Raw genomic sequence first — 22,814 nt, forward strand, 5'->3', positions numbered from 1 at the left:
CTGGGGAGAACTGCCTTGCGCTGCTGGATTTCCGGGGGTCAGCCCACGAATCGCAGGTCCGAGATCGCGCCGCTGGACACGAGCATCACGTAGAAGTCGGTCAGCACGAGCGTGCCGAGCGTCGTCCACGCGAGGCTCATGTGCCGGGTGTTGAGCTTCGTGACCTGCGTCCAGATCCAGTACCGGACGGGATGTTTCGAGAAGTGCTTGAGCCGCCCGCCGGTGACGTGCCGGCACGAGTGGCAGGACAGCGTGTACGCCCACAGCAGCACGACGTTCAGCACGAGAATCACGTTGCCGAGCCCGAAGCCGAACCCGGTGGGGCTCTGGAAGGCGACGATGGCGTCGTAGGTGTTGACGAGCGAAACGACGCACGCGACGTAGAAGAAGTACCGGTGCACGTTCTGCACGATCAGCGGCAGCCGCGTCTCTCCGGTGTAGCGCGCGTGCGGTTCGGCGACCGCGCAGGCCGGCGGGGAAAACCACACCGAACGATAGTAGGCCTTGCGGTAGTAGTAGCAGGTCAACCGGAACCCGAGCAGGAACGGCAGCACGAGCACGCCGAGCGGCAGCCAGGACGGCATTTCGCCGAACCAGTGCCCGAAGTGGCTCGAGCCCGGGACGCAGGAGGTGGACACGCAGGGCGAGTAGAACGGCGTCAGGTAGTGGTATTCGGGCACCCAGTAGGCGGTGCGCACGAATGCCCGGACAGTCGCGTAAACGACGAAAGTGGCCAGCCCCAGCACAGTGAGCAGGGGCGACAGCCACCACCGGTCGGTCCGCAGTGTCCGCGCGGCGAGCCGCGCCCGCCCCGGCGCTCGAACACCGGTGCGGGCGCGGCTGACGTCGTTGTCAGCGGGGGCGCTCACCGCTGGTCGCGCTTGTAGCCACCGACACCTTCGTCGTCAGCGCCGCTCCACAGCGCCGGATCGTAGGGAGTATCCGGGACAGGCACGCGTTCGACAGGCTTCGCCTGCGCGGGCACAGCGGGCGGGTGCCCGTCCAGATCGGCGGTGTCGATGTCGAGCCGCTCGACGTCGTTGGCCAGCCGGCGCACCGCGGACGCGTCGCCGTAGCGCGATCGCAATGCGCCCACGCACTGCCGCAACTGGCCGATGGTGCGCCGGAGTTCGGCGATCTCTGTGGTGGACATCGGAAGCCTCCCTGATGGTGGGGCCGGCAGTTCGGGTGACGATCAACGTCGCCAAGTACGACTCTGCCTCGCGCGGTGCACTGTGACAAGTAGCACATTTACCAGAAGGAAGCATCCGGTACCGGTTGACCTGGGGATTTATGACTAGATAGGGGCCGAAAGTGGGGTCCAGGACGTCACCAGGACGTCAGCCGAACAACTCAAGCCGCCGACGCGAGATCGGCCGACGGGCGGAACACACTGTCGATCGCCGCCCGCGCCCGCTCGTAACTCGTCTCCATGAGGTGGGTATAGACACGGAGCGTGAACGCCTCACTGGAGTGCCCGAGGTAAGCGGAGAGTTCTTTGATGCTCACGCCACGTGACAGCATCAGCGAGGCGAACAGGTGCCGGAGCGCGTGCATGCCGTCCCGGTCACTGACATACGCCAGCCCGGCCGCGACGAACGCGGGCAGCCACACGCCCATGTGAAACGACTGGTTCTTGTACGGCACGCCGCTCGGCTTGGTCATGAGCAGATTGACCGTCTCGTACGCCTGCCCGTCCCGCTCGCCCCACGGGAGCGTGACCGCGACGGGCGGATACTTCTCGATGTAGGCGTCGACCTTCTCCAGAAGGCCGTAACCGAGCGGGATCTCCCGCACCTTCCGTCCCTTCGGAAGCTTGAACTTCTGTACGCCCTTGACCATGACCAATTGGCGGGTGCACCGGTAGATCATCTTCTTCCGGTCGATGTTGTCCGGGCTGAACGCCAGCACCTCACCGGGCCGCAGCCCCAGGCCCGCGCCGATGACGACCGCTGGCTTGAACCGGTCCTCGACGGCTTCCTCCAGGGCGTGCACCCGCTTCTCCGGCCAGACCTGCACCTCCTTGGTCGTCGCCTTCGGCCGAGGGATCGTCGCCTTCTTGAGCGGGTTGGATCGCATCTTCTCGTCGACCACCGCAGCGTCCCAAATGGACAGCACGAGGTCGAACACCTGACGCTGGTACGTACCCGACAGCTTCCGCTCATCGTCGTTGAGCCACGCCAGCCACTTCCGGGCAAGATCAGAACTCTCGCACATGTCGAGACTCCGCTCCCCGAAGAACGGAAACACGTACTTCTCTAGCTGCGTAGTCATAGTGTTCAACGACGATTCGCCAAGCGGACGGCTCTTCAGCACTTGCGCGGCATAGGTCCGGAACTTCTCCCTGCCCGCGCTCGAATCCCGGTACACCCCCGCGTAAAGCTCGTTCTCGATCTTGGTCTTGAACTCCTTCGCCGCACCCAGCTTCTTGTCCGGGAAGGACCGGGACGCCTCCGACTTGTCCGGCTTGACCCAGCGCACCTTGTACCGCATGCCTTTCCCATAGTCCGCGGTGCGCTCTTGAACTGGCTTCTTCTTGTCGTTGAGCACGACTTCCCCGGTTTCGGGATCGACCTTGTCCCGAAACCAGCGATCTTCGATGTGTGCCATCAGATTCGCTCCCCCTCATCCCTCACGCGGCAGGCATGGTCTCGGGACCGTCGAGCCATTCCCGGACAGCGTCGGGGTGGTAGCGGACGTGCTTGCCCATTCGCCGCCACGGCGGGCCGTAGTTCTTGTAACGCCAGTCCTTGAGCGTGTCCTCGGGAATGTCGAGGTAGGCGGAGAGGTCTTCGGGGCTCCACAAGCCCTCCACACTGATCAGCCGCACACGCGAGTTGTTGTTCATGTCTCCCCCTTCCCAGGTCAGGCAGCCAGAGCCGAAGTTGCCGAAGTTTCCGGCGGCTCAGGCGGTGATCCGGACGCGGCGAGCCGAGCCGCTTCGTACTCGGCTTTCCAGGCACGGCGTTCGGCGATGGCACGCATCACGAGCTGATCCCGGGGCGGACACTGCGGGTCGCCTGGCTCGACCTTGCGCCAGGCCAGCTTTTCCGGACCAGGGCGTGGTTTCTCGATCCCGACCGCCGCTAGGGCGGAGAGCACGAACCCGACCCGGTCGGCCTTGTGGTCGGCCACGGTCTTGCCGGACCACTTGCGCGAGACCAGCACCCGACGACCGGGCAGCCCGAGCGTGGTCCGCCGATGCGCCCGCCCCCGGCAGTGCCCCGGCGTGGTTTTCCCGGTGGCTCCCTTGGGGTTGATGCCGTAGAGCAGCCACACCGGGCAGCGCGGCGAACACGGGGTCACCGCCAGCTCAGCGTGCAACCGGTCGTGGTGGTCCCGCTGCGCCGTCGTATCCGCGTCCACGACTTCACCCGTGGACTTCGTGAGGTACTTCGTCAGATAGCCGATATGTCGCCCGGCTTCCTCCGTGCCGCCGAGGATTCCCTTCGAGTGAACCTGTTCCCCGAACCGCACGACGTGCGCCGGTTCCTCCACTTCGGACACCGCGTCATCCCACCCGGTCAGCGGCTCCCGGGTATCGGGGTCCACAAAGGAACGAGCATCCGGGTCCCACAACGGTTTGCGGTCCCCGCCGTAGACCATCACGTCGTGATTGGGCCACCACACCTGGTGATAGGTCGCTTCAGTCACGAGCCGGATCACGTCGTGCGAGATCGCTCCCCGCAGCGCGGTATGGAGGTGGGGTGCTGCCCGGCGCTGGGGTTCCACAGTCGCGAAGTACTGCACGTCGAACCCGACCACCCGGCGCAAGTTCTGCCACCACCGATCCACCAGCGCCGCGAAGTGCACAGCATCCCGCGCCGCCCGCCGGTAGTCGTAGCTGACGGGCTCGACCGGGGAGCCGTCCGGGCGCACGCGGCCGTAGGTATCGCAGGTGAGGGTGACGAACATCGACGGCCGAAACCGGCCAGCGAACTCCCGTCCCACAGTGGTTTTCGCGACCTTCTTCCGAGGCAGGTCCGGCGCGTCCTGCCGCCGCCGAGTCGAGCGCTTCACCCCATTCTTGACGGGTGCGTCGAGGGCGGGCAGGCGGCCGGTCACGCCCGACTCACGTAACTCCGCGTCCACACTGGACACTTCCGCGCGCAGTTCCTCCGCTTCAGCCTCGTTTCCCGCCGCGACCGCCTCCCGATAGTGCGCGGCCAAGTCCGCCCGGTAGGTCAGCAGGTCCCGTTGCGTCTCGCTCGGCTCCGCGCGGGTAATCACGGGCTCTTCGGTCAGGTGCCAGCCTTCCCGGCACTGGTCCTGCCGCAGGGCCCTGGCCTTGCGGGCACACGGGAGGCACACCGATTCCACCGTGGAGCCGCACGGCACCGGGACGTAGCGCAGCTCCCCGGTCTCGGTGTCGGCGACCTCCATCGTGAACGGCCGCACGCACACCCCGTGCTGCTCTGCAGTCGCCTTCACCACGTCGGAAGCCAAGGCACCGCGGATTCGTTCCCGGGGCTCCGCAGCCGGCATTGCCTGACCAGCGGTTTCCCGTGCAGAGGTGGTCATGCGGCCTCCTCTCCGGCGCGTGCCCACTGCCGCAACAGCCAGACCGGCATCTCCTGGTCGGTCTGCAGAGGCAGGTCGGGGAAGGTGGCCGGGTCGAATGGCACGTAGCCCCAGACGTAGACGGGAATGCCGCACGGGGTGCGTCCGGTCAGCGCCAGGCGCACCCGCGTCCCGCCCGGTGTCCGCCACAGGCTCACCCGTGCCCCGTCGAGGGTGGTCGACCAGGTGGCCAGCCCGGACACGACGCCGGGCAGGGTGTCGGTGTCCAGAGCGACCGTGACCGGCGAGGACCAGGCGGTGACCTCCACCGAGCAAGCCGGAGGCAACGCGTACGAGTCGAGGTGATCGCGGATTGCGTCGAGGAAGACCATCAGCTGGTTCATGCGGCCCCCTTCCCGGTGCTGTCACGGCGGTTGTGGGCGAGGTTGACCACCTGTGCCCCGCCGTTGGTGACGTAGTCCTCCAGCGCCTTCACCGTCGCGTCCGACACCCATCCGGCACGGATGCGCAGGGGTTCGCGGATGCCTTCGCCCCAGACGTAGCCGACACCGGGGGTGTTCTCGGGGATGCGGTTGGCCCATGCCCCGCGTTCGTACGCGCCGTCGCCCAGCACCATCGACACCTGAGACTTCGACGTCACCCGCAAGCACACCCGGCGGGTGAACAACTCCCGCACCGGAACCGTTTCCTTCGTCGGGTCCTGCACGTAGCCGCGCACCGAGATCAGCGCCGCACGCCCTTGCGTGTTGAGCACCGAGACGTGTTCGGTGATCGCATCACGGGTCTTGCGATCGGTGTAGCGGGCCAGCGCCGCCAGCTCATCGAACTCCAGCAGCTCCAACGGAAACTCCTGCGACAGCGGTACTTCCCGCGTCTGCCCCGCGAATGCCCGCTTGCGCCGTTCCAGTTCGTCCCGCAGCGCCTCCAGCACCTCCAGAGCCTCCGCACCCGAGACGGCGTAGCGGGAGAAGATCCCGCGCCCGTAAGCGAGTTCCATGCCCTTCGGGTCCACACCGGACACCCGCACCAGCCCGGACCGGATCGCCGGGGCAGCCGACACCAGCGGCGACCACATCACCGAGTTCTTCCCCGCACCCGAGGCTCCAGCCACGAGAGTGTGCGCACCGCCGCCGAGCAGGGGCAGCCGCCAGGCCGTGCCGTACTCGGTGGAACCGGCGAACACCCGCCGCAGATCCACCGCCGACGCTTCCGCCACCTCCGGCAGCGGCAGGCACGACACGGCCGAGGCCAACAGGTCCCGGCGCATGAAATCCACCGACACCACATCCGGGGAGATCTCCCGGACCTGCACCCTGCTCACCCGCCGAGCCGTCGCCAGCGCACGCGCAGCCTCGCCGAAATCCTCCGGGGTCTGACCGGGCACCAGCCGCACCCGCACCTCATCCCACGACGGACCGGAACGGATCCGCAGCAGCTTCGGGAAGGCCACGCCCGCGTCCCGCCGGGACTGGGCCACCGCTTCCCGCTTGCGCCGCCGCGAGACCAGGTTGACCGTCACGTCAACGGGGATCGCTTCGTCCCGCACAGTCAGCCCGCAGGCGTGCAACCAGCCCGGGAGCTTGCGCCCGTAGACGGCCCAGCGCAGCCACCACGCCCGCACCCAGCGCCCGCACCAGCGCTCGAATCCCACCGGCCAGCCCTGCCGCCACACGAGCACCACCAGGCCGACAGAGCCCGCCGCAATCGCGAGCGAAGGCCAGCCGAGGCAACGCCACCACGCGCCCAGAGCGAGCACAGTGAGGCAAGTCCGCCAATGCGTGGCCAGTTGCCGAACAATCCAGCCACCCACACGCACGAGACCCCACAGGGCCAGGCCGAGGAACGCCAGCGCGGCCAGGGTTTCCGCGATAGCCGCGAGCACGCGACCGAGTTTGGCCAGCACCCACACCAGCACCGCCAGGCCCACACCGCCGATCAGCACCGTCGCCGCGTTCATCGCCGCTCACCGTCCTCAGCCGCGGTGAGGTCAAGCGGCAGCATTCCTTGACAGGCAGCGCATTTCTTCTCACCCGGAACGAGCCGAGCGAACTTCTTGCATGCGGCGCAACGCATCCGGGTGACCCCCGTTGACGCACGCCGTCCAGAACCGGTTATGTTCGTCATTGTTCACTTCCCAGTGGACAGCGCAGAACCGGTGAAGGTTGGCAGCCAGAGGCCGGTTCTGCGTTTATACGGAACAATTCCAAGCGCAAATGGGCGCGTTGAACACAGCACACGTCGCCGTGCGCTTTTTTCGGTACTCGCTGAGGTTTTGCGGCTAGTCTTCGGGTTCCTCGCCGGTCAGGAGCCGGTTCAGCCCCGCGTCAGTCGCCCGCCGCTGCGCCTTCACCTCTTTCAAGAGCTGGTCGACCACGACCGACAGGCGCGCCTGCGATTCCGCCGGGGACAACGCCGCCGCCGAAAGGCGCTCGATCGTCACCGTGTACGAGGCCGCTTCATTGCCGACCAGGAACACGCCCATCGCGCGATGCGGGCAGTACACGACGTCCGAGGTGTCCTTCAGCGTGTACCGGCTGAACGCCTCCTCCGTCACCGCCTGGCTCGGAGCCAGCCGGATCGTCATCGTCCGCGACAACCCGATCAGGTCCTTGAGAAACCGCGTCTGCCGCAACATCACCTCCGCGTCGCCGAAATGGTTCCGCAGCGCCTCCGACCCGATGAACATCTGCGCCTTCACCGCGCCCGCGCCGAACAAGATCCGGTTGCGGTCCATCCGGCTCTCCACCACCTGCTCCAGCTTCTCCTTGTCCCGCAAATCCGGGCCGAAGACGAGCCGCGCGTAATCCGGGACCTGCAACAGCTCCGGGATCAGCAGCGGAGCCCACACCGTCACCGACCTCGCCACCCGCTCGTGCGCGATCAACATCGTGTAGTGCGCCGGGTCCGCCTGCGACCCCACCGACGACCAGCTCGGCCCCGTCACGCCGTGAGCCAGCAGCATGATCCAGGCTTTTCGCTCCCCGACCACGCCGAGCGCACCGAGCACGTTCGACACCTCCTCCGGGGTCGGGACCCGCTGCCCGAGTTCCCAGTTCGACAACAACGCCGGGTTCACCCCGATCCGCCGCGCCAGCTCACGCAGCCCGAACCGGGCCTCGATCCGGGCATCCCGCAACGCCGCACCCAGGCCACGTGCTCGCGGGCTCGCCATCTCCGTGCCACGCATCAACCACACCTCCGGCCCGGGATCGTGCCTGTCTGCAAAACGAGAACACCCATCTACGCCGCCTTGCCCTCACCAGACGCAGACGGCGCACCGGTCGACCGTGACGACGACTTGCCCGCAGCAGCCTTGAACCCCGTCGCCCGGAAGACGTACGTCTGATACTTGAACTCGCCCTGCCCGCCGACACGCGGCTCCGCCGTCAACCCGTCCAACTCCACCGGACGCATCCCCGGCAACGCCTCCGCCGTCGTCGGCACCGGCTGCACGTCCGCCAAGAACGTCACCTCGAACGACGCCCGCTTCGCCCGCGTCTCGCCCGGGTCCGTCACCGCAGCCCGCCACTGCCGCTTCCCGGTCACTTCGTCAACCCGCTGCCGCACCGGCCGACCCGCAGCCCGGTCCTCACGCGACTGATACTCGTTGTCCGGAATCACTTCCCCCACCATCACAAGCCCCTGCGGGAACGCCTCGTCGAAGTCGATCGCGAACCGGTGTCCCTTTTCGATAGCCATAACCGCTAGCTCCCTGTGTTCTCTGTCAGTCAGTCGTTTCCGGCGCCTCGCCGCCGTAGTTCGTTCGTGTAGCCGCGCCCAGCGCCATCCCTGCTTCTTCGAGTTGCTTGCCCAGAACCGCGATCGCGTCAGAGTCGACGAGAAGGACCACGGGAAACGCCTTGCCGAAGCGGATCTCCGCTCGGTTCGCGTACGTCAGCGCGCGGACGCGGATCGGCAGGTCTGCCGTCACGTGGATCTGGACCGTGTCGCGCATGTCGCCCGCGCCTAAACCACGTGCTTGCTAGAAACCCGCGCAGCCGAACCGCTCGACCAGCCGCCGAGCGTCGAAGCCGTGCTTGCAGTCGTCATGTCTGCCTCCCTTGGGCTCTGCCGCCGAGCGAGTCTCGGCAACGTGCCACCCAATCTCCGCCAAAAGGCGGGACATGATCACCACATGGCGGGACACCTTGGGACGTCCCTGGTACGGTCGAAGACGTCCCTAAAAGTCCCAAGGGGGTACGGATGCCGAACGAACGGCTGCGTGACGCGCTGCTGCGCAACGGGCTCACGCTGGAACAGGTCGCCAAGGCGCTCAGCGTCGACCAGAAAACAGTCGAGCGGTGGATCACCAAAGGCCGCACCCCGTACCCGAAGCACCGGCACAAGATCGCCGCCATGGCGCGCGAATCGGAAACCTACCTGTGGCCGGACTCCGTCGCTCCGGAGCGCAGAGCCGAGACTGCCGCCGCCGAGGTGGTGAGCGTGTTCCCGCATCGGAACGCGATCCCGGTCGAGCTATGGGACCGGCTGATCAACGACGCGTCAGAAACCGTGGAAATCCTGGTACACGCGGCCCTGTTCCTGGTCGAACGGCCACGGTTCATCAAGGACATCGCAGCCAAAGCCGCGGCCGGCGCGAAGATCCGCCTGGCCTTCGGCGACCCGGACGGGGACAGTGTCGCCCTGCGCGGAGAAGAAGAGCAGCTCGGCGACGGGACGCTCCCCGCACGTGTTCGCAACGCGCTGGCGTTCTACCGGCCGCTCGTCGGCGTCGAGGGAGTCGAGATGCGGTTCCACAACACGACGCTCTACAACTCGATCTTCCGCTTCGACGACGAGATGATCATCAACACGCACGTCTACGGATTTCAAGGTGCGCACGCACCGTCCCTGCACCTGCGCCGACTCTCCGCCGGGGACCTCTTCGAGACCTACTCGGAGAGCTTCGAGACTGTCTGGAACCTCGCCAAACCCGCCACCATCTAGGAGGCACCCCATGGCACGCGTCGACTACTACAACGATCCAAACGCGCCGAAGGCGAATAGCATCGCCGTCGCAGTGTCCGCGTTCCTCCAAGACGAAGAGGGACGGATTCTCATGATCCGTCGAACGGACAACGACCTCTATGCCATCCCAGGCGGCCAGCTTGAGCTAGGCGAGACGCTTTCCCAGGCCGCCGTCCGGGAAGTACGCGAGGAAACCGGCATTGAATGCGAGGTTACCGGCCTCGTCGGCCTCTACTCCAACCCCGATCACGTTATCAGATACAGCGACGGGGAAGTCCGACAGGAATTTTCCATTTGCTTTCGCGCTCGGCAAGTTTCCGGAACACTTCATACAAGTAACGAAAGCAGCGAAGTGCTGTGGGTGCAGGACAGTGAACTTTCCGAGCTGGCGATCCATCCATCGATTAGACTACGCCTACTGCACGGACTAGACAGCCGATCGGAGCCATTCTACAGTTAGCATGGCCGCTCATCAAAGGGGGAAACTTGCAGATAAACGTAGTCGATGTACTACCACCAGCTCATTCGAATACTGACGAATTATACCTGCTGAAAGACAACTGGGACGACTGGTTTGAATTCAGGACGCAGTATAATTTAGTGTTTTCAACCAAGGGAAAGCATGTAGTAATCGGGCCTACCAAAATTGGCAGACTAGGACAATTAGAGGAATCGCCGCCGATTCCAGAGAGCTTTGAACAGTTAGATGAATCATTTTTCTCCATAGGGCAAGATCCCAGCTTCTACGAGAAGCTCAATTCTATGGGCGCCGCCATGAGGAGGCAAATCCTCGTACACCTTCGAGATTTTGCCTACGACCTGAGCATTTACGATAGGGTCAAATTCGAACGAGTTACCGAACGCTCCCTGATGCGCTCGCTTACCGAACTCACCGTCCGCGAGCAGTTCAATAGAATGGCACAGGGCGGTGCACGTCTTACAGAATTCAACTTTCGCTACCGTGTTTCAGCATCCTACGCCGGAGGAGTCCCGGATTTTCACGAAATCCCGTTCGATGTAACACCCTACTCAAGACCTCCGTCAAATATCCATGTCCTAGTTGGGCGAAATGGAGCAGGAAAAACGACGCTACTGGCCAATATGGCCATCGACTTGTTGTCCGCAAATGACACTCGAACTAACTCAGGGAAGTTTCTAAACGACTCCCCTCGGTCGCAAATATTTGCCAATTTGGTATCCGTTTCCTTCAGTGCATTCGATCCCTTTCGAACACCGTCAGATAATCTTGAAATAAAGTACTCCTACGTCGGACTTCATCGCCGCACGTCAGAGCCGGGAACTCATGGAAATCTGAAAGATTTTCAGAGGCTTGCCGGCGAATTCACTGAGAGCGTCGCGAACTGCCTTCAAACTCCAGACAAGATTGAGCGCTGGAAAAGGGCGCTCATCGCACTAGAGTCTGATCCAAACTTTGCAGAATTAGGCTTGTCAGGCCTGGTCAGTGGTAGCGGGCCAATAAATGAACTACCAAGAGTTGCCGGGAGGCAGTACGAAGAATTAAGTTCCGGCCATAAGATCGTCCTACTCACAATGACAAGGCTTGTCGAATCCGTCGAGGAGAAAACGCTTGTACTGATCGATGAACCTGAATCACATTTGCACCCACCTCTACTGTCAGCATTTGTTCGCGCTCTCTCAGATCTACTAGCCGACAGAAACGGCGTCGCAATAATAGCCACCCACTCTCCTGTCGTTCTGCAGGAAGTTCCGCGGCGTTGCGTCTGGAAGATACGACGAAGTGGCCGACAGTCAGTAATTGAAAGGCCGACCCTAGAGACGTTTGGCGAAAACGTTGGGACGCTGACGCGCGAAGTTTTCGGCCTCGAAGTCAGTAAATCTGGGTTCCATCGCATAATCGCCGACGCAGTCGACCAAGGAATGTCATTCGAAAGAATCGAAGAGTACTTTGAAGGCTCCCTTGGAGGAGAGGCAAGGATACTTGCCAGGTCTCTTATAGCAATTAGAGATCAATCTCCATGGGGGTCAGAATGAGACAGGTCCCCAAGCCATCGATTACAGCGAGAATCTCATATAGAACTTGCGTAAGCAACGTATCCGACGCCGACAAGAGAGCCCGATACATTGCGTCCAGCACAGAGATCGATCGCGCTGAAACCCGGTACCTAGCTGCGGGTAAAAACGGCGAACTACACCTATCACGCGAGTCGGATTATAACCTGCCGACCGTAACCACCAAAGAGATGATTTGGCTTTACGACCGGAAACTGGTCGACAAGAAGTCTCCTGGTCGCGAAGTGTACGATGCAGTGAAGCTGAGCGCCCGAGATGGCATGTGTGCACTATGCGGAGCTCAGGCAGTTTCATCACTCGATCACTACCTTCCGAAGACAAAATTCCCAGCCTTGGCCGTGACACCCGCCAACTTGCTTCCAGTCTGCAGCAGGTGCAATCACATGAAGGGTTCTAAATTCACGGGCTCGATCGAAGAACTCGCCCTAAATCCCTACTTCGATGATTTCGGCGACGACGTCTGGCTTACAGCTCGAGTCGAACATAAGAGCCCTGGAGTCGCCGTCTTCGTTCCCGACCCACCCTCTCATTGGGATCCTGCATATACCTCACGCATCGTGAAACATTTTGAAAGCCTTAATCTCCAGGAGATATACGGAAGTTGCGCCAGTCAGGAGATTCAAGGAATTCAGTACGGAATGAAAATGTTGTTCGAAGCAGCCGGAGAAGCAGCGGTGCGGGAAGAATTGACGAGAAGATCTGCCACATGGCATAACTTCGATGCAAATTCCTGGCAAGCGGCTCTGTTCACTGCCCTCTCGGCTGACGATTGGTATTGCTGTGGCGGTTTCATCCGATAAGCGTGCGCCGCGCTGTTGCCGAATTTGGCTCTATGGGATCAAGGCGCGTCGCCTGCGGCGGCGCGCAACCGGTCACCTCGCGTACGGCGAGACTCGCCGGTTGGCTGGGCGGGCCTCCGCTAGCGCTCCGGCCGGCCCGCCCGGCGAGCCCGCCGCAGACTTGCCCCGGGTGCGCACACCGCCACAGGAGGCGCGGAAGGCTCCCAGAGGCACGACATGGCAGCCACAGCCCTAGCCCAGCCGCCCACCTTTGGCGTCGGGCCGTCATTCTCGCGCCCGATGATCGAACGCCGCGCCACCGGCATCAAGGGCGCCTCCGGCGTCGCTTCGCGATGAGCTTCGCTCACCCTTGACCCCGGCACCGCAGCACTCAAGCTGGCAAGGGCGAGAACGACGGATCAGACCGCCCGACGCCTCCCGCGGCCCCCGGTTCGCCACTCCGAGTAGCCAGGCGACAGGCACGACCAGAGGCCGGTCCGCCAGGCCGCGAAGGGGCTCAAGCAGACCGGCCTCAGGACGTCTACAGGACGTCAGAGATCCAAACCGGACCAGACTCAACCAGTCCCGACCGACCCAAAAACGCAGGTCAGAGCGTTAGACGGGCGAAGGTCCGCAGGTCAGGAAACCCCCTCGGCAGAAGTAGCACATTTACCAGAGCGAGGCATGTTGTAGTGGTTGACCTGCGCATTTCTAGCCAGATAGGGGCCGAAAGTGGGGTGTGGGCCGCCTCTGGGCCGTCAGCCGCGCAACTCCATCCGCCGACGCGGGTTCGGCCGACGGGCGAAACGCGCTGACAGCAGACAGAGAGTTACCCGACGGTCACCCCAAGCAACAGCCGCTATTCAGCCGGATCCTCGCCCGTCAGGAGCTTCGTCAGTCCGGTCTCGTTCGCGAGCCGCTGGGCCTTCACCTCCTCCTCGAAACCGGCAGCCGCGGCCGACAGATGGTGCAGCGAATCCTCCGGGGACAACGCGGACGCGGCTAACTGCTCGATGATGTCCGCGTACGGGGCGGCCTCCCGACCGGACAGGAAGACACCCGCGTGTTGGTGCGGGCAGTACACGACTTCCGTCGCGTCCCACAGCCGGTACCAGCTGAACGCGCCCTCCGTCACGGCCTCGCTCGGGACGAGCCGGATCTTCACAGTCGGCGAAATCTCGACGAGGTACCGCACCTGTCGCAGCATCACCTCGGCATCGCCGAAGTGCTGCCGCAGCGCCTCGGTCCCGACGAAAATCTGCGCCTCCGCGGGCTCCGCTTCGAATAGAATCGCTTTGCGGCTCAGGCGATTCTCGACGACGTGTTCCAGGATTTCGTTGTCCCACAAGGCCGGGCCGAACACCAGCCGCGCGTAATCGGGGATTTGCAGCAGCTCCGGGATCTGCAGCGGAGCCCACACGGTCATCGACTCGGCGTTCCGCTCGTGCCCGGCGACCATCGTGTAGTGCGCCGTGTCCGCCTGCGACCCGTACATGATCCAGCTCGCCCCGGCGACCTCGCGCGCCAGTTCCATGATCCGCGTTTTCTTCTCGCCGACCACTCCGAGCGCGCCCAGCACCCCGGCCACGTCCTCCAGCGTCGGAACTTCCTGGCCCAGCTCCCAGCTCGACAGCTGGTCCGGCTCCACCCCGACCCACCGCCCCAGTTCGCGCAAACCGAAGCACGCCTCGAGCCGGGCATCCCGCAATGCCATGCCCAAAGCGCGCTCGCTCGGGCCGGGCATCTCCGAATCTCGCATCCACCGTCACCTCCAGCCGCGGATAGTGCCTGTTTCGCGCTGATGACACCTATCGATCGTCATCAGCCGCAGACACCGCCTTGCGCTGCGGCATATCCCCAGCTCAGCGGCAGCATCCGGCCAGCCTGCCGACAGCGGTGCACACCGCCCATCGCTCCCGGCGACCCCACAGGGGGTTTCTGAATCGATTTTGTTTCCGGAGGGTTCTCGGGTTACCGTGTGCACCGTCACGTTCCCGCGACGCCAGCGCCGCCGTCTCGCGAACCCGTCACGAGCCGGGAGCTTGAGATGAGCAGCAGCCCGAACCCGACCGCCGCGGTGCACCGCGTGCTTGCCGACGTCACCGACCGGATCGCCGAGCGCAGTGCGGACACGCGGGCGGCGTACCTCGCCCGCAGCGCGGCCGCTTTCGAGGAGGGGCCGGTCCGCCGCGGCCTCGCTTGCAGCAACCTCGCGCACGGATTCGCCGCCATGGACGGCGTCGACAAGCAGGCGCTGCGCCAGCTGCGCGCGCCCGGCGTGGCCATCGTGTCCTCCTACAACGACATGCTCTCCGCCCACCAGCCGATGCAGGAATACCCGGCGTGGCTGAAGAAGTCGGTCCGCGAAGCCGGTGGTGTCGCGCAGTTCGCGGGCGGGGTGCCCGCGATGTGCGACGGCATCACGCAGGGCCGTCCGGGCATGGAGTTGTCGCTGTTCAGCCGCGAAGTGATTGCGATGGCGACGGCGATCGCGCTGTCCCACGACATGTTCGACGCGGCGTTGCTGCTGGGCGTGTGCGACAAGATCGTCCCGGGGCTGTTGATCGGCGCGCTCTCGTTCGGGCACCTGCCCGCGGTGCTCGTGCCTGCCGGTCCGATGAATTCGGGCTTGCCCAACAAGGAAAAAGCCCGGGTGCGGCAGCTGTACGCGGAGGGGCTCGCGACGCGGGAGGACCTGCTCGACGCGGAAGCCGCGTCGTACCACTCAGCCGGCACCTGCACGTTCTACGGCACCGCCAACTCGAATCAGATGGTTGTCGAGGTGATGGGCCTGCACCTGCCGGGCGCCAGCTTCGTGCCGCCGAACACGCCGTTGCGTCAAGCGCTCACCGAAGAGGCTGGCCGACGCGTCGTCGAACTGTCCCGGGGCGAGGCGTACACGCCGATTTCTCAGGTACTGGACGAAAAAGCGTTCGTGAACGGCATCGTGGCGCTGCTGGCCACCGGCGGGTCGACGAACCACACGATGCACTTGGTGGCGATCGCCGCGGCGGCCGGGATTCAGCTGAGCTGGGACGATTTCTCGGACCTGTCCGCGGTCGTGCCGCTGCTGGCGCGCGTGTATCCGAACGGCAGCGCGGACATCAACCACTTCCACGCGGCGGGCGGCATCCAGTTCCTCGTCGGCACGCTGCTCGACGCGGGTCTGTTGCACGAGGACGTGCTCACCGTCGCGGGTCCCGGGCTGCGCCGGTACACGCAGGAGCCGATCTTGTCGGACGGCGAACTGGTGTGGCGTGACGTGCCGACGCGCAGTCTCGACGAAGAGGTGCTGCGTCCGGCGTGGCGGCCGTTCGCGCCGGACGGCGGGCTGCGGATGGTGGAAGGAAACTTGGGCCGAGCGGTCACGAAGGTGTCGGCGGTCGCCCCGGAGCACCACGTCGTGGAGGCACCGGCGCGGGTGTTCACTTCGCAGGAGGCGTTCCGGGTCGCGTTCGAGGCCGGGGAACTGGACCGGGACGTGGTCGTGGTGCTGCGTCAGCAGGGTCCACAGGCGAACGGCATGCCGGAGCTGCACGGTCTGACGCCGGCGTTGGGAGTGTTGATGGACCGGGGTTTCCGGGTCGCGCTGCTCACCGACGGGCGGATGTCGGGCGCGTCGGGCAAGGTGCCGGCCGCGATTCAGGTGACGCCGGAGGCCGCGGTGGGCGGGCCGATCGCCCGGATCGCCGACGGCGACGTGGTCCGTTTCGACGCGCGGTCCGGAAGCCTGGACGTGCTGGTCGCGGACGACGAACTGGCGCGCCGCGACCTGGCGGACGCCCCGCCGTCGGAGGCCGCGTGGAGCGGGACCGGGCGGGAGCTGTTCGGGGCGTTGCGGCGCGCGGTCGGCCCGGCTGACCAGGGCGCGAGCGTGTTCGGGGCGCTCACTCCGGAGCTGGACCTCGCCCGGGGCGTTCCGCCATTCGGAAGCGGGACAATGGGCGAGTCCTCGTATGCTCTCCAGACCCAGGAGGTCGGTCAGTGACCACCGGCACGGACCTGCTCGCCCTGTCCCCCGTGATGCCCGTCGTGGTGATCGACGACGTCGACGACGCGGTGCCGACGGCCCGCGCCCTGCTCGTCGGCGGGATCGGGGTGATCGAGCTGACGCTGCGCACGCCGGTCGCGCTGACCGCGATCGAGCGGGTGGCCGCGGAGGTGCCGGACATCGTCGTGGGCGCCGGCACGGTGACGTCGCCGGAGCAGGCGAAGCAGGCCGCCGACGCTGGCGCGAAGTTCCTGGTGACGCCGGGCTGCACGGATTCGGTGCTGGACGCCGCGTTCGCCACCGGACTGCCGTTCCTGCCAGGCGCGGCCACGGTGTCGGAGGCGATGCGGCTGGCCGAACGCGGGCTGAGCGCGCTGAAGTTCTTCCCGGCGGAGGCCAGCGGGGGCGCGGCGTTCCTGAAGTCGATCGCCGGACCGCTGCCGGAGCTGCAGTTCTGCCCGACCGGCGGGATCACGGTGTCGTCGGCCCCGTCGTACCTGGCGCTGCCGAACGTCGGCTGCATCGGCGGCTCGTGGCTGACGCCCGCGAAGCTGTTGGCGGCGAAGGACTTCGCCGCCGTCGAGAAGCTGGCCGCCGAAGCCGCCGCGCTGCGCTGAGCCCTTCCGGAAACCCGTCGTCTCCGTACCGGAGGCGGCGGGTTTCTCGGTGCCGCGAGGCGATCAGTCGACCGGCACGTCGTCCAGCATGCTGGATTCCGCCCCGAACTCGCGAAGTTCGTCGCGGATCACCGTGTACGCCAGCCCTTGCGGATAGCCCTTGCGCGCGAGGAACCCGAGCAGCCGGCGGATCGCGGTCTGCTCGTCGACGTTCCCGAGCGACCTGAGCCGTTTGCGCACCAGTTCGCGGGCACGCTGTTCCTCGGCTTCCCGGTCGACTTCCTCCGCCGCTTGCGTCGCGATCTCGTCGTCGACGCCCTTGCGCCGCAACTCCGCGACGAGCGCGGTACGCGACAGCCCTTGGTTGGCGTGCCGGTCGCGGACCCAGGCTTCGGCGAACTCGGCGTCGTTGACGAGACCGGCGCGGTCGAGCTTGCCGAGCAAGGTTTCCACGGTATCGCTGTCGAAGCCCTTGCGCTGCAACGTCTGTCGCAGCTCCTCGACCGCCCTCGGCCGAGCGGCGAGGAGGTCGAAGCAGATCTCCTTGGCCTTCTTCGCCCGCTCCTCCGGAGGCAACTCCATCGGCTCGACCTTCGGCGCCCTGGCCACGACCACACTCCTTGTTCACGGCACCGCCCTCGGACGACGGCACCTCCACCTCAACACCAGTTTCCCGGCGCCGAACACCGCGATTCGCACGGTTCGCCACCCGCCGACCGAAGCGCAGCCGCCGGAACTCGCATCGGCTCAGGCGACAGCCCGCACCGATGCTCGTCACAACGGCCAGCGCTCACCCGCGGAGCTTGCCCGCGCGCACCGCTTCAGACCGGCCGAGCACGTCGTACCCGGGAGATCCCCACCGCACCGGCAGAGATCCCGGCCGCAATCCCCGCACGACCCACTGGCCGCGCCCAGCCGGAGATGGCCACGCCCAGCCGCCTCGCACCCAGCCGGAGACAGCCGCACCCAGCCGCCGCGCACCCAGCCGGAGATGGCCGCACCCAGCCGCTGCCGCACACCCAGCCGGAGAACCGCCAGGCAAGGGCACACCTGCGCATCCGGAACACCGTCGCGCCCGAAGATCCCGTCGCGGCGAAACCGCGCTGGTCCCCGGTTTCAGCGGCGGACCGGTGCGCGGCCCGAGCACCGGGGAGGGAACCTGCCGATCCCCTCCCCTCCCCGGATCAGAAGTCGACCGGCGCGGGCGCTGCCTCGGCTTCGGCATCGACCTGCGGACCGATGTTGAGCTTCTCCTTGATGCGCTTCTCGATCTCGTTGGCGATGTCCGGGTTGTCGCGCAGGAACTTCCGCGCGTTCTCCTTGCCCTGGCCGAGCTGGTCGCCCTCGTACGTGTACCAGGCACCCGACTTGCGCAGGATTCCCTGGTCGACGCCCATGTCGATGAGCGAGCCCTCGCGGGAGACGCCCACGCCGTAGAGGATGTCGAACTCGGCCTGCTTGAAGGGCGGGGCCATCTTGTTCTTGACGACCTTGACGCGGGTGCGGTTGCCGACCGGCTCGCCGCCGTCCTTGAGCGTTTCGATGCGGCGGACGTCGAGGCGGACCGAGGCGTAGAACTTCAGCGCCTTGCCGCCCGTGGTGGTCTCCGGCGAACCGAACATGACGCCGATCTTCTCGCGCAACTGGTTGATGAAGATCGCCGTGGTGCCGGAGTTGTTCATCGCACCGGTCATCTTGCGCAGCGCCTGGCTCATCAGGCGAGCCTGGAGGCCGACGTGCGAGTCGCCCATCTCGCCCTCGATCTCGGCGCGCGGCACGAGCGCGGCCACGGAGTCGATGACCAGGATGTCGAGCGCGCCGGAGCGGATCAGCATGTCCGCGATCTCCAGCGCCTGCTCGCCGGTGTCCGGCTGGGAGACGAGCAGCGCGTCGGTGTCCACGCCGAGCTTCCTGGCGTACTCCGGGTCCAGCGCGTGCTCCGCGTCGATGAACGCCGCGATGCCGCCGTTGCGCTGCGCGTTGGCCACCGCGTGCAGGGCGACCGTGGTCTTGCCGGAGGACTCCGGGCCGTAGACCTCGATGACCCGGCCGCGCGGCAGGCCGCCGATGCCGAGCGCGACGTCGAGGGCGATCGCGCCGGTGGGGATGACGGAGACGGGCGGGCGGTTGTCCTCGCCGAGGCGCATCACCGAGCCCTTGCCGTACTGCTTGTCGATCTGCGCAAGGGCGAGCTCGAGCGCCTTGTCCTTGTCGGGTGCTGCTGGCATGGAAGTCCACCTCGCTGGTTGGGGCCTGTGTGTTCGGTTGTCCAGATCAAGCTTGTCCGGGGTCCAAGCTCTGTCCGGTCCGACGCTACGGGGAGGGACCGACAATTCCAGGCGCGGCGACTGATCTGTGGATCGCTGGCCCCGTTGTGCACAACACCATAGACGAACAGATGTTCGAGGTTTACAGCGACACGCCCATCCGCCGAGGTTTTCGCCCTCCCCCGCGTCCGGACCCGGAACTCGCAGGTCAGCGCCGTTCCGGCGGCACCTCGAACTCGACGCAGACCGCTCGCCAGATCTCTTTGGCCGGCGTTCCCGCGCTCAGCGCCTCTTCGACCGTGCGCCCGCCGAGCCCGCTGAACACGTGGTCCTTGGCGAGCATCTCGGCGCGTCCGGACCCGAACTCGTCGGCCATCAGCCGTCGGAACACCGTGATACGCATCGGGCGAATGCTAGCTTTCCCGCTCCGGCGGGGATCACTCCCCCGGCTGGACGTTCTGCTCGAAGTAGTCGGCCAGCGCGCCCGGCGTGGCCGCCTGCCCGCCGGAATTCACCTGGTAGAGGAACCCGACGAGGGGCCGGTCCTTCACGGTGAACACGAGGACCGCCGACGACTGCCCGGCCGCCGCCGCGTAGTGCCCTTCGAGCGCGTTGCCCTTCCAGTCCGCTTCGGTGCGGTCGCCGCCCGCGGAGGAGAGCAGTCCGTCGGTGTACTGCTTCAGCTCCGCTGCCGACTGTCCCTGCACGTACGTCACCTGAGTGCCCGCGCGTCCCGGCGCGGCGCACGTCGACGCGGCCCCGAGGCTCTTCGCCGGCGCGGCGGGGCCGTTGCCCATGCCGGGAGCACAGCCGCCGTTGTCCGCGACCTTGCCGGCGAGCTGACGCATGCAGCCGGTCAGTCCGGACGAGTCGGCTTGCCCCGGCGTACGGCACTCTTCGGCGGTGTACGTCTTCGCTGACGAGCCCTGTGTTGTCAGGAACACGGTCAACCCCGCAGCGAGCACGACCACCACAGCTGCCGCGATACCGATCAACAGCTTGGTGCGGCTCTTCTTCTCCGGCTTAGCGGGCGTGTACGTCGGGAAGTTGGACGGTGCCGGCGAAGGCTGGAACGGCGGCATCTGCTGTGGTTGCGTCGGCGAGTACGCCGGGTAGCCGCCCTGCGGCGCGGCAGGCGGCGCGTACGGCGCACCTGACGCCACCTGGCCCTCGACGTTCTGCGTACGCATCGACAGTCCGTCTTTAGCGACGTGCTGTGCACCCAGGGCGACGGCCGTCTCAGGCTGGTCAAGACTCGTGGGGACGACGCCGAGCTTCTCCGCGATCATCGATCCGACCAGCGGCAACCGGCTCGAACCGCCGACGAGGTAGATGCCGACGAGACGCTCCGAGGTCAGCCCAGCCGAACGCAGTGTCCGCGAAAGCAGCTCCACGCTGCGCAGCATTGCCGGACGCACCAAGCCTTCGAGCTCTCCGCGCGTGACGAGCACGTCCTTGAACGGCTCCGGCATCGGCACCTCTGTCTGCGGATGCCGAGACAGTGCCTCCTTCGCGGCCTTCACGTCTTCTTGCAGCGCGCGTCGCGTACGCCGGTCCGCAGTGGACTCGGGGCGAAGCAGCCGCTGCCAGCGCTGCGGGTCCGAGTGGGACACCTCACGTCCTACGTGGACCATCAGCGCCTGGTCGACGTCGAGGCCGCCGAGGTCGGGCAGACCGTCCTCGGCGAGCACTGTGTAGCCGTTCTGGTTCGCGCCGACGACTGCGACGTCGAACGTGCCCGCGCCGAGGTCGTACACCGCGAGAGCCTGCCCTGGAGCCAACGCTCGCTCAGGGAACGACGCGAAGTGCGCCGCGGCCGCGACGGGCTCCGGCACGAGGATCACGTTTCCGCGGATGCCAGCGAGCCGCGCCGCGCTCAGCAGCACGTTGCGGCGCACCGGACCCCACTGCGCGGGGTGGGTGAGCCGGACCTCGTCCGGCTGTTCGCCGCCGAGCTGGCGCGTGGTCTCGTCGAGCACGCGGCGCAGGATCGCGGCGAGCGCTTCGTTGACCGGCACGACGTCTGTGCCGAGCAGCAGCGTCTGCTCGTCGATGCGCCGTTTAGGGTTGGGCTCGAACCGTGTCGGGTCGAGCCGCGCACGACGTTCGGCGTCCCGGCCGACCATGAGCGTGCCGTCTTCCCCGGCGAACACCGCGGAGGGCATGTTGGCCGACCCGTCGACCTCGACGACGCGTGGCGGCCTGCCGTGCGCGGAAAGGACGGCAACGGTGTTGGACGTCCCGAGGTCCACCGACAGGATCCGCACAGTAATTTCCCCTCGACTCAAGCAGCGCTGGCGGAGATGCTGCCACGTGCCCGGTCACCGTGCGTGCGGACCCGCGAAACTCGCGACGCGCGCAACCCCGGGGAACAACGGAACGTCTCGTCTTCCGAGGACGGGGAGGCAATGACAGAGCTAGTGGACAAGACCCGCCGGGAGCAGTTCGAACGGGCAGCGGACGGTCCGGCGCACTCGCTGCGGGTCGCGGCGGGCAGGTGGGGCCGCTCCGGCTACCTGCACGCGGCGGTGCTGTACCTCGTGGTGCGGCTGGTCGGTCTCGGCGCGCTCGCGGCGATGGCCGCGCCCCGGGACCTGCCGTTCGGCGAGCGGCTGAAGGCCTGGGACGGCTGGTGGTATCTGCAGATCGCGGAGCACAGCTACACCGGCGTGAGCAATCCGCTCGACGCCGCCGGGCTGCCGTATCCCGACGCGTCGTACGGCTACTTCCCCTTGTATCCGGCGCTGACCGGGCTGTTCGAGAAGCTGCCCGGGGTGACGTACTACGGAGCGGGCCTCCTGGTGTCGACGCTCGCCGGAATCGCGGCGGCGACGGCGATGTACCGGATCGGCCGGCTCGTCCACAGCCAGCGGGCGGGGCTGCTGCTCGCGGTGTTGTGGGGGGCCGCGCCGATGGCGATCGCCGAGAGCATGGTGATGACCGAGGCGCTTTTCACCGCGCTCGCCGCGTGGGCGCTGGTCGGCGTGCTCGAACGCAGGTGGTATCTCGCCGCGACCGCGACGCTGTTCGCCGGGCTCACCCGCTCCACCGCGTGCGTGCTGGTCGCCGTCGTGGTGATCGCCGCGGCCGTCGACGTGTGGCGGAACAGACAGCGGTGGAACGCGCTCGTGTGCGTCTTCGTCGCGCCGCTCGGCCTGCTCGGGTACTGGCTGTTCGTCGCGGTGCAGACCGGCAGCGTGACCGGCTGGCAGGACGTGGAGCTGCGCGGCTGGAACACGCGTTTCGACGCGGGGGCCGAAGCCTGGCAGTGGATCACGCAGACGCTTTTCACCTCGGGCAACGCGTGGGAAACGCTCGTCGTGCTGGTGATGGTCGCGGCGATCGCGCTCGCGGTGGTCTGCGTCACCGGCCGCCGGATGCCGTGGCCCCTGGCCGCGTACGCGGTGGGTGTCCTGGTGCTGGTCCTCTGCAGTGCCGGGCTGCCTGCCCTGAAGTCGAGGTTCGTCCTCCCCGACTTCGCGCTCCTGCTGCCCGTCGCGATGGGGCTGGCCGGTCGCAAGAAGTCCACGATGATCGCCGCGGCGACCGTGTTCGTGCTGGTCGGGGCCTGGTATTCGGCTTATTCGCTGACCGTGTGGAAGTACGCGATCTAAGCCGA

Annotated in this window: 22 protein-coding genes; 7 read left to right on the forward strand and 15 right to left on the reverse strand. The window is 66.2% G+C overall.

From position 1 onward, the window contains the following. Window positions 1-38: 38 nt before the first annotated feature. From WA670_RS25985 to WA670_RS26030, 10 genes are all read right to left on the reverse strand, one after another. A complete protein-coding gene (locus WA670_RS25985; protein WP_336159130.1) occupies window positions 39-869 on the reverse strand; it encodes a hypothetical protein in 831 nt (276 codons plus the stop codon). Further along, a complete protein-coding gene (locus tag WA670_RS25990) occupies window positions 866-1,153 on the reverse strand; it encodes a hypothetical protein (RefSeq protein ID WP_037809740.1) in 288 nt (95 codons plus the stop codon). The genes WA670_RS25985 and WA670_RS25990 overlap by 4 nt, the downstream gene beginning before the upstream one ends. Window positions 1,154-1,353: 200 nt before the next feature. After that, on the reverse strand, window positions 1,354-2,610 hold the full coding sequence (locus WA670_RS25995; RefSeq protein ID WP_336159131.1) for a tyrosine-type recombinase/integrase: 1,257 nt from the start codon (window positions 2,608-2,610) through the stop codon (window positions 1,354-1,356). A 22-nt stretch (window positions 2,611-2,632) separates the two neighbouring features. Then, on the reverse strand, window positions 2,633-2,848 hold the full coding sequence (locus tag WA670_RS26000; protein ID WP_238607618.1) for a helix-turn-helix domain-containing protein: 216 nt from the start codon (window positions 2,846-2,848) through the stop codon (window positions 2,633-2,635). A 17-nt stretch (window positions 2,849-2,865) separates the two neighbouring features. Beyond that, a complete protein-coding gene (locus WA670_RS26005) occupies window positions 2,866-4,521 on the reverse strand; it encodes a replication initiator (protein ID WP_336159133.1) in 1,656 nt (551 codons plus the stop codon). Next, window positions 4,518-4,904, reverse strand: a complete 387-nt coding sequence (locus WA670_RS26010) for a hypothetical protein (protein WP_336159135.1) — start codon at window positions 4,902-4,904, stop codon at window positions 4,518-4,520. The genes WA670_RS26005 and WA670_RS26010 overlap by 4 nt, the downstream gene beginning before the upstream one ends. Further along, complete coding sequence (locus tag WA670_RS26015) at window positions 4,901-6,478, reverse strand: FtsK/SpoIIIE domain-containing protein (RefSeq protein WP_336159136.1); 1,578 nt, start codon at window positions 6,476-6,478, stop codon at window positions 4,901-4,903. The genes WA670_RS26010 and WA670_RS26015 overlap by 4 nt, the downstream gene beginning before the upstream one ends. A 321-nt stretch (window positions 6,479-6,799) precedes the next feature. Further along, window positions 6,800-7,708, reverse strand: coding sequence for a helix-turn-helix domain-containing protein (locus tag WA670_RS26020; RefSeq protein WP_336159137.1), 909 nt, complete (start codon window positions 7,706-7,708; stop codon window positions 6,800-6,802). A 53-nt stretch (window positions 7,709-7,761) separates the two neighbouring features. Continuing rightward, window positions 7,762-8,220 (reverse strand): hypothetical protein, encoded by a 459-nt coding sequence (locus tag WA670_RS26025; protein WP_336159138.1) that lies wholly within the window; start codon window positions 8,218-8,220, stop codon window positions 7,762-7,764. Window positions 8,221-8,245: 25 nt separating this feature from the next. Beyond that, entirely contained in the window at window positions 8,246-8,476 is a 231-nt protein-coding gene (locus WA670_RS26030) for a hypothetical protein (protein WP_037810523.1), read from the reverse strand. 248 nt (window positions 8,477-8,724) lie between these two features. On the opposite strand from WA670_RS26030, the gene WA670_RS26035 reads away from it, so the two are divergent. From WA670_RS26035 to WA670_RS26050, 4 genes are all read left to right on the forward strand, one after another. Beyond that, complete coding sequence (locus WA670_RS26035) at window positions 8,725-9,468, forward strand: helix-turn-helix domain-containing protein (RefSeq protein WP_116199256.1); 744 nt, start codon at window positions 8,725-8,727, stop codon at window positions 9,466-9,468. Between the two features lie 10 nt (window positions 9,469-9,478). Next, complete coding sequence (locus tag WA670_RS26040) at window positions 9,479-9,949, forward strand: NUDIX hydrolase (protein WP_336159139.1); 471 nt, start codon at window positions 9,479-9,481, stop codon at window positions 9,947-9,949. A gap of 26 nt (window positions 9,950-9,975) precedes the next feature. Beyond that, window positions 9,976-11,502, forward strand: a complete 1,527-nt coding sequence (locus tag WA670_RS26045) for an AAA family ATPase (protein ID WP_336159140.1) — start codon at window positions 9,976-9,978, stop codon at window positions 11,500-11,502. Between the two features lie 209 nt (window positions 11,503-11,711). Further along, window positions 11,712-12,341 carry a hypothetical protein gene (locus WA670_RS26050; protein ID WP_336159142.1) on the forward strand — a complete coding sequence of 210 codons (630 nt, stop codon included), beginning with the start codon at window positions 11,712-11,714 and terminating at the stop codon, window positions 12,339-12,341. 838 nt (window positions 12,342-13,179) lie between these two features. On the opposite strand, the gene WA670_RS26055 is transcribed toward WA670_RS26050, so the two are convergent. After that, complete coding sequence (locus WA670_RS26055; protein ID WP_336159143.1) at window positions 13,180-14,079, reverse strand: helix-turn-helix domain-containing protein; 900 nt, start codon at window positions 14,077-14,079, stop codon at window positions 13,180-13,182. A 288-nt stretch (window positions 14,080-14,367) separates the two neighbouring features. Here WA670_RS26055 and edd point away from each other — a divergent pair, with 288 nt between their 5' ends. Both edd and eda read left to right on the forward strand, forming a co-directional pair. Next, window positions 14,368-16,308, forward strand: a complete 1,941-nt coding sequence (gene edd / locus WA670_RS26060; protein ID WP_336159144.1) for a phosphogluconate dehydratase — start codon at window positions 14,368-14,370, stop codon at window positions 16,306-16,308. Continuing rightward, complete coding sequence (gene eda / locus WA670_RS26065; RefSeq protein WP_336159145.1) at window positions 16,305-16,928, forward strand: bifunctional 4-hydroxy-2-oxoglutarate aldolase/2-dehydro-3-deoxy-phosphogluconate aldolase; 624 nt, start codon at window positions 16,305-16,307, stop codon at window positions 16,926-16,928. Before edd ends, eda begins: the two co-directional genes overlap by 4 nt. Before the next feature lie 63 nt (window positions 16,929-16,991). On the opposite strand, the gene WA670_RS26070 is transcribed toward eda, so the two are convergent. From WA670_RS26070 to WA670_RS26085, 4 genes are all read right to left on the reverse strand, one after another. Next, window positions 16,992-17,510: a regulatory protein RecX gene (locus WA670_RS26070; RefSeq protein WP_134665964.1), complete on the reverse strand. Its 519-nt coding sequence runs from the start codon at window positions 17,508-17,510 to the stop codon at window positions 16,992-16,994. A 602-nt stretch (window positions 17,511-18,112) separates the two neighbouring features. Further along, the gene (recA, locus tag WA670_RS26075) at window positions 18,113-19,156 is read right to left on the reverse strand and encodes a recombinase RecA (RefSeq protein ID WP_037809735.1); all 1,044 of its coding nucleotides are present in this window, start codon (window positions 19,154-19,156) and stop codon (window positions 18,113-18,115) included. 247 nt (window positions 19,157-19,403) lie between these two features. Further along, a complete protein-coding gene (locus WA670_RS26080; RefSeq protein WP_037809733.1) occupies window positions 19,404-19,598 on the reverse strand; it encodes a DUF3046 domain-containing protein in 195 nt (64 codons plus the stop codon). A gap of 34 nt (window positions 19,599-19,632) precedes the next feature. Next, on the reverse strand, window positions 19,633-21,462 hold the full coding sequence (locus tag WA670_RS26085; protein ID WP_336159146.1) for an Hsp70 family protein: 1,830 nt from the start codon (window positions 21,460-21,462) through the stop codon (window positions 19,633-19,635). Window positions 21,463-21,603: 141 nt separating this feature from the next. Between WA670_RS26085 and WA670_RS26090 the strand changes: the two genes are divergently transcribed. Beyond that, complete coding sequence (locus WA670_RS26090) at window positions 21,604-22,809, forward strand: hypothetical protein (RefSeq protein WP_336159147.1); 1,206 nt, start codon at window positions 21,604-21,606, stop codon at window positions 22,807-22,809. Window positions 22,810-22,814 lie beyond the last annotated feature (5 nt).

It is taken from the genome of Amycolatopsis sp. VC5-11 (assembly GCF_037034185.1).
Classification (GTDB): domain Bacteria; phylum Actinomycetota; class Actinomycetes; order Mycobacteriales; family Pseudonocardiaceae; genus Amycolatopsis; species Amycolatopsis nivea.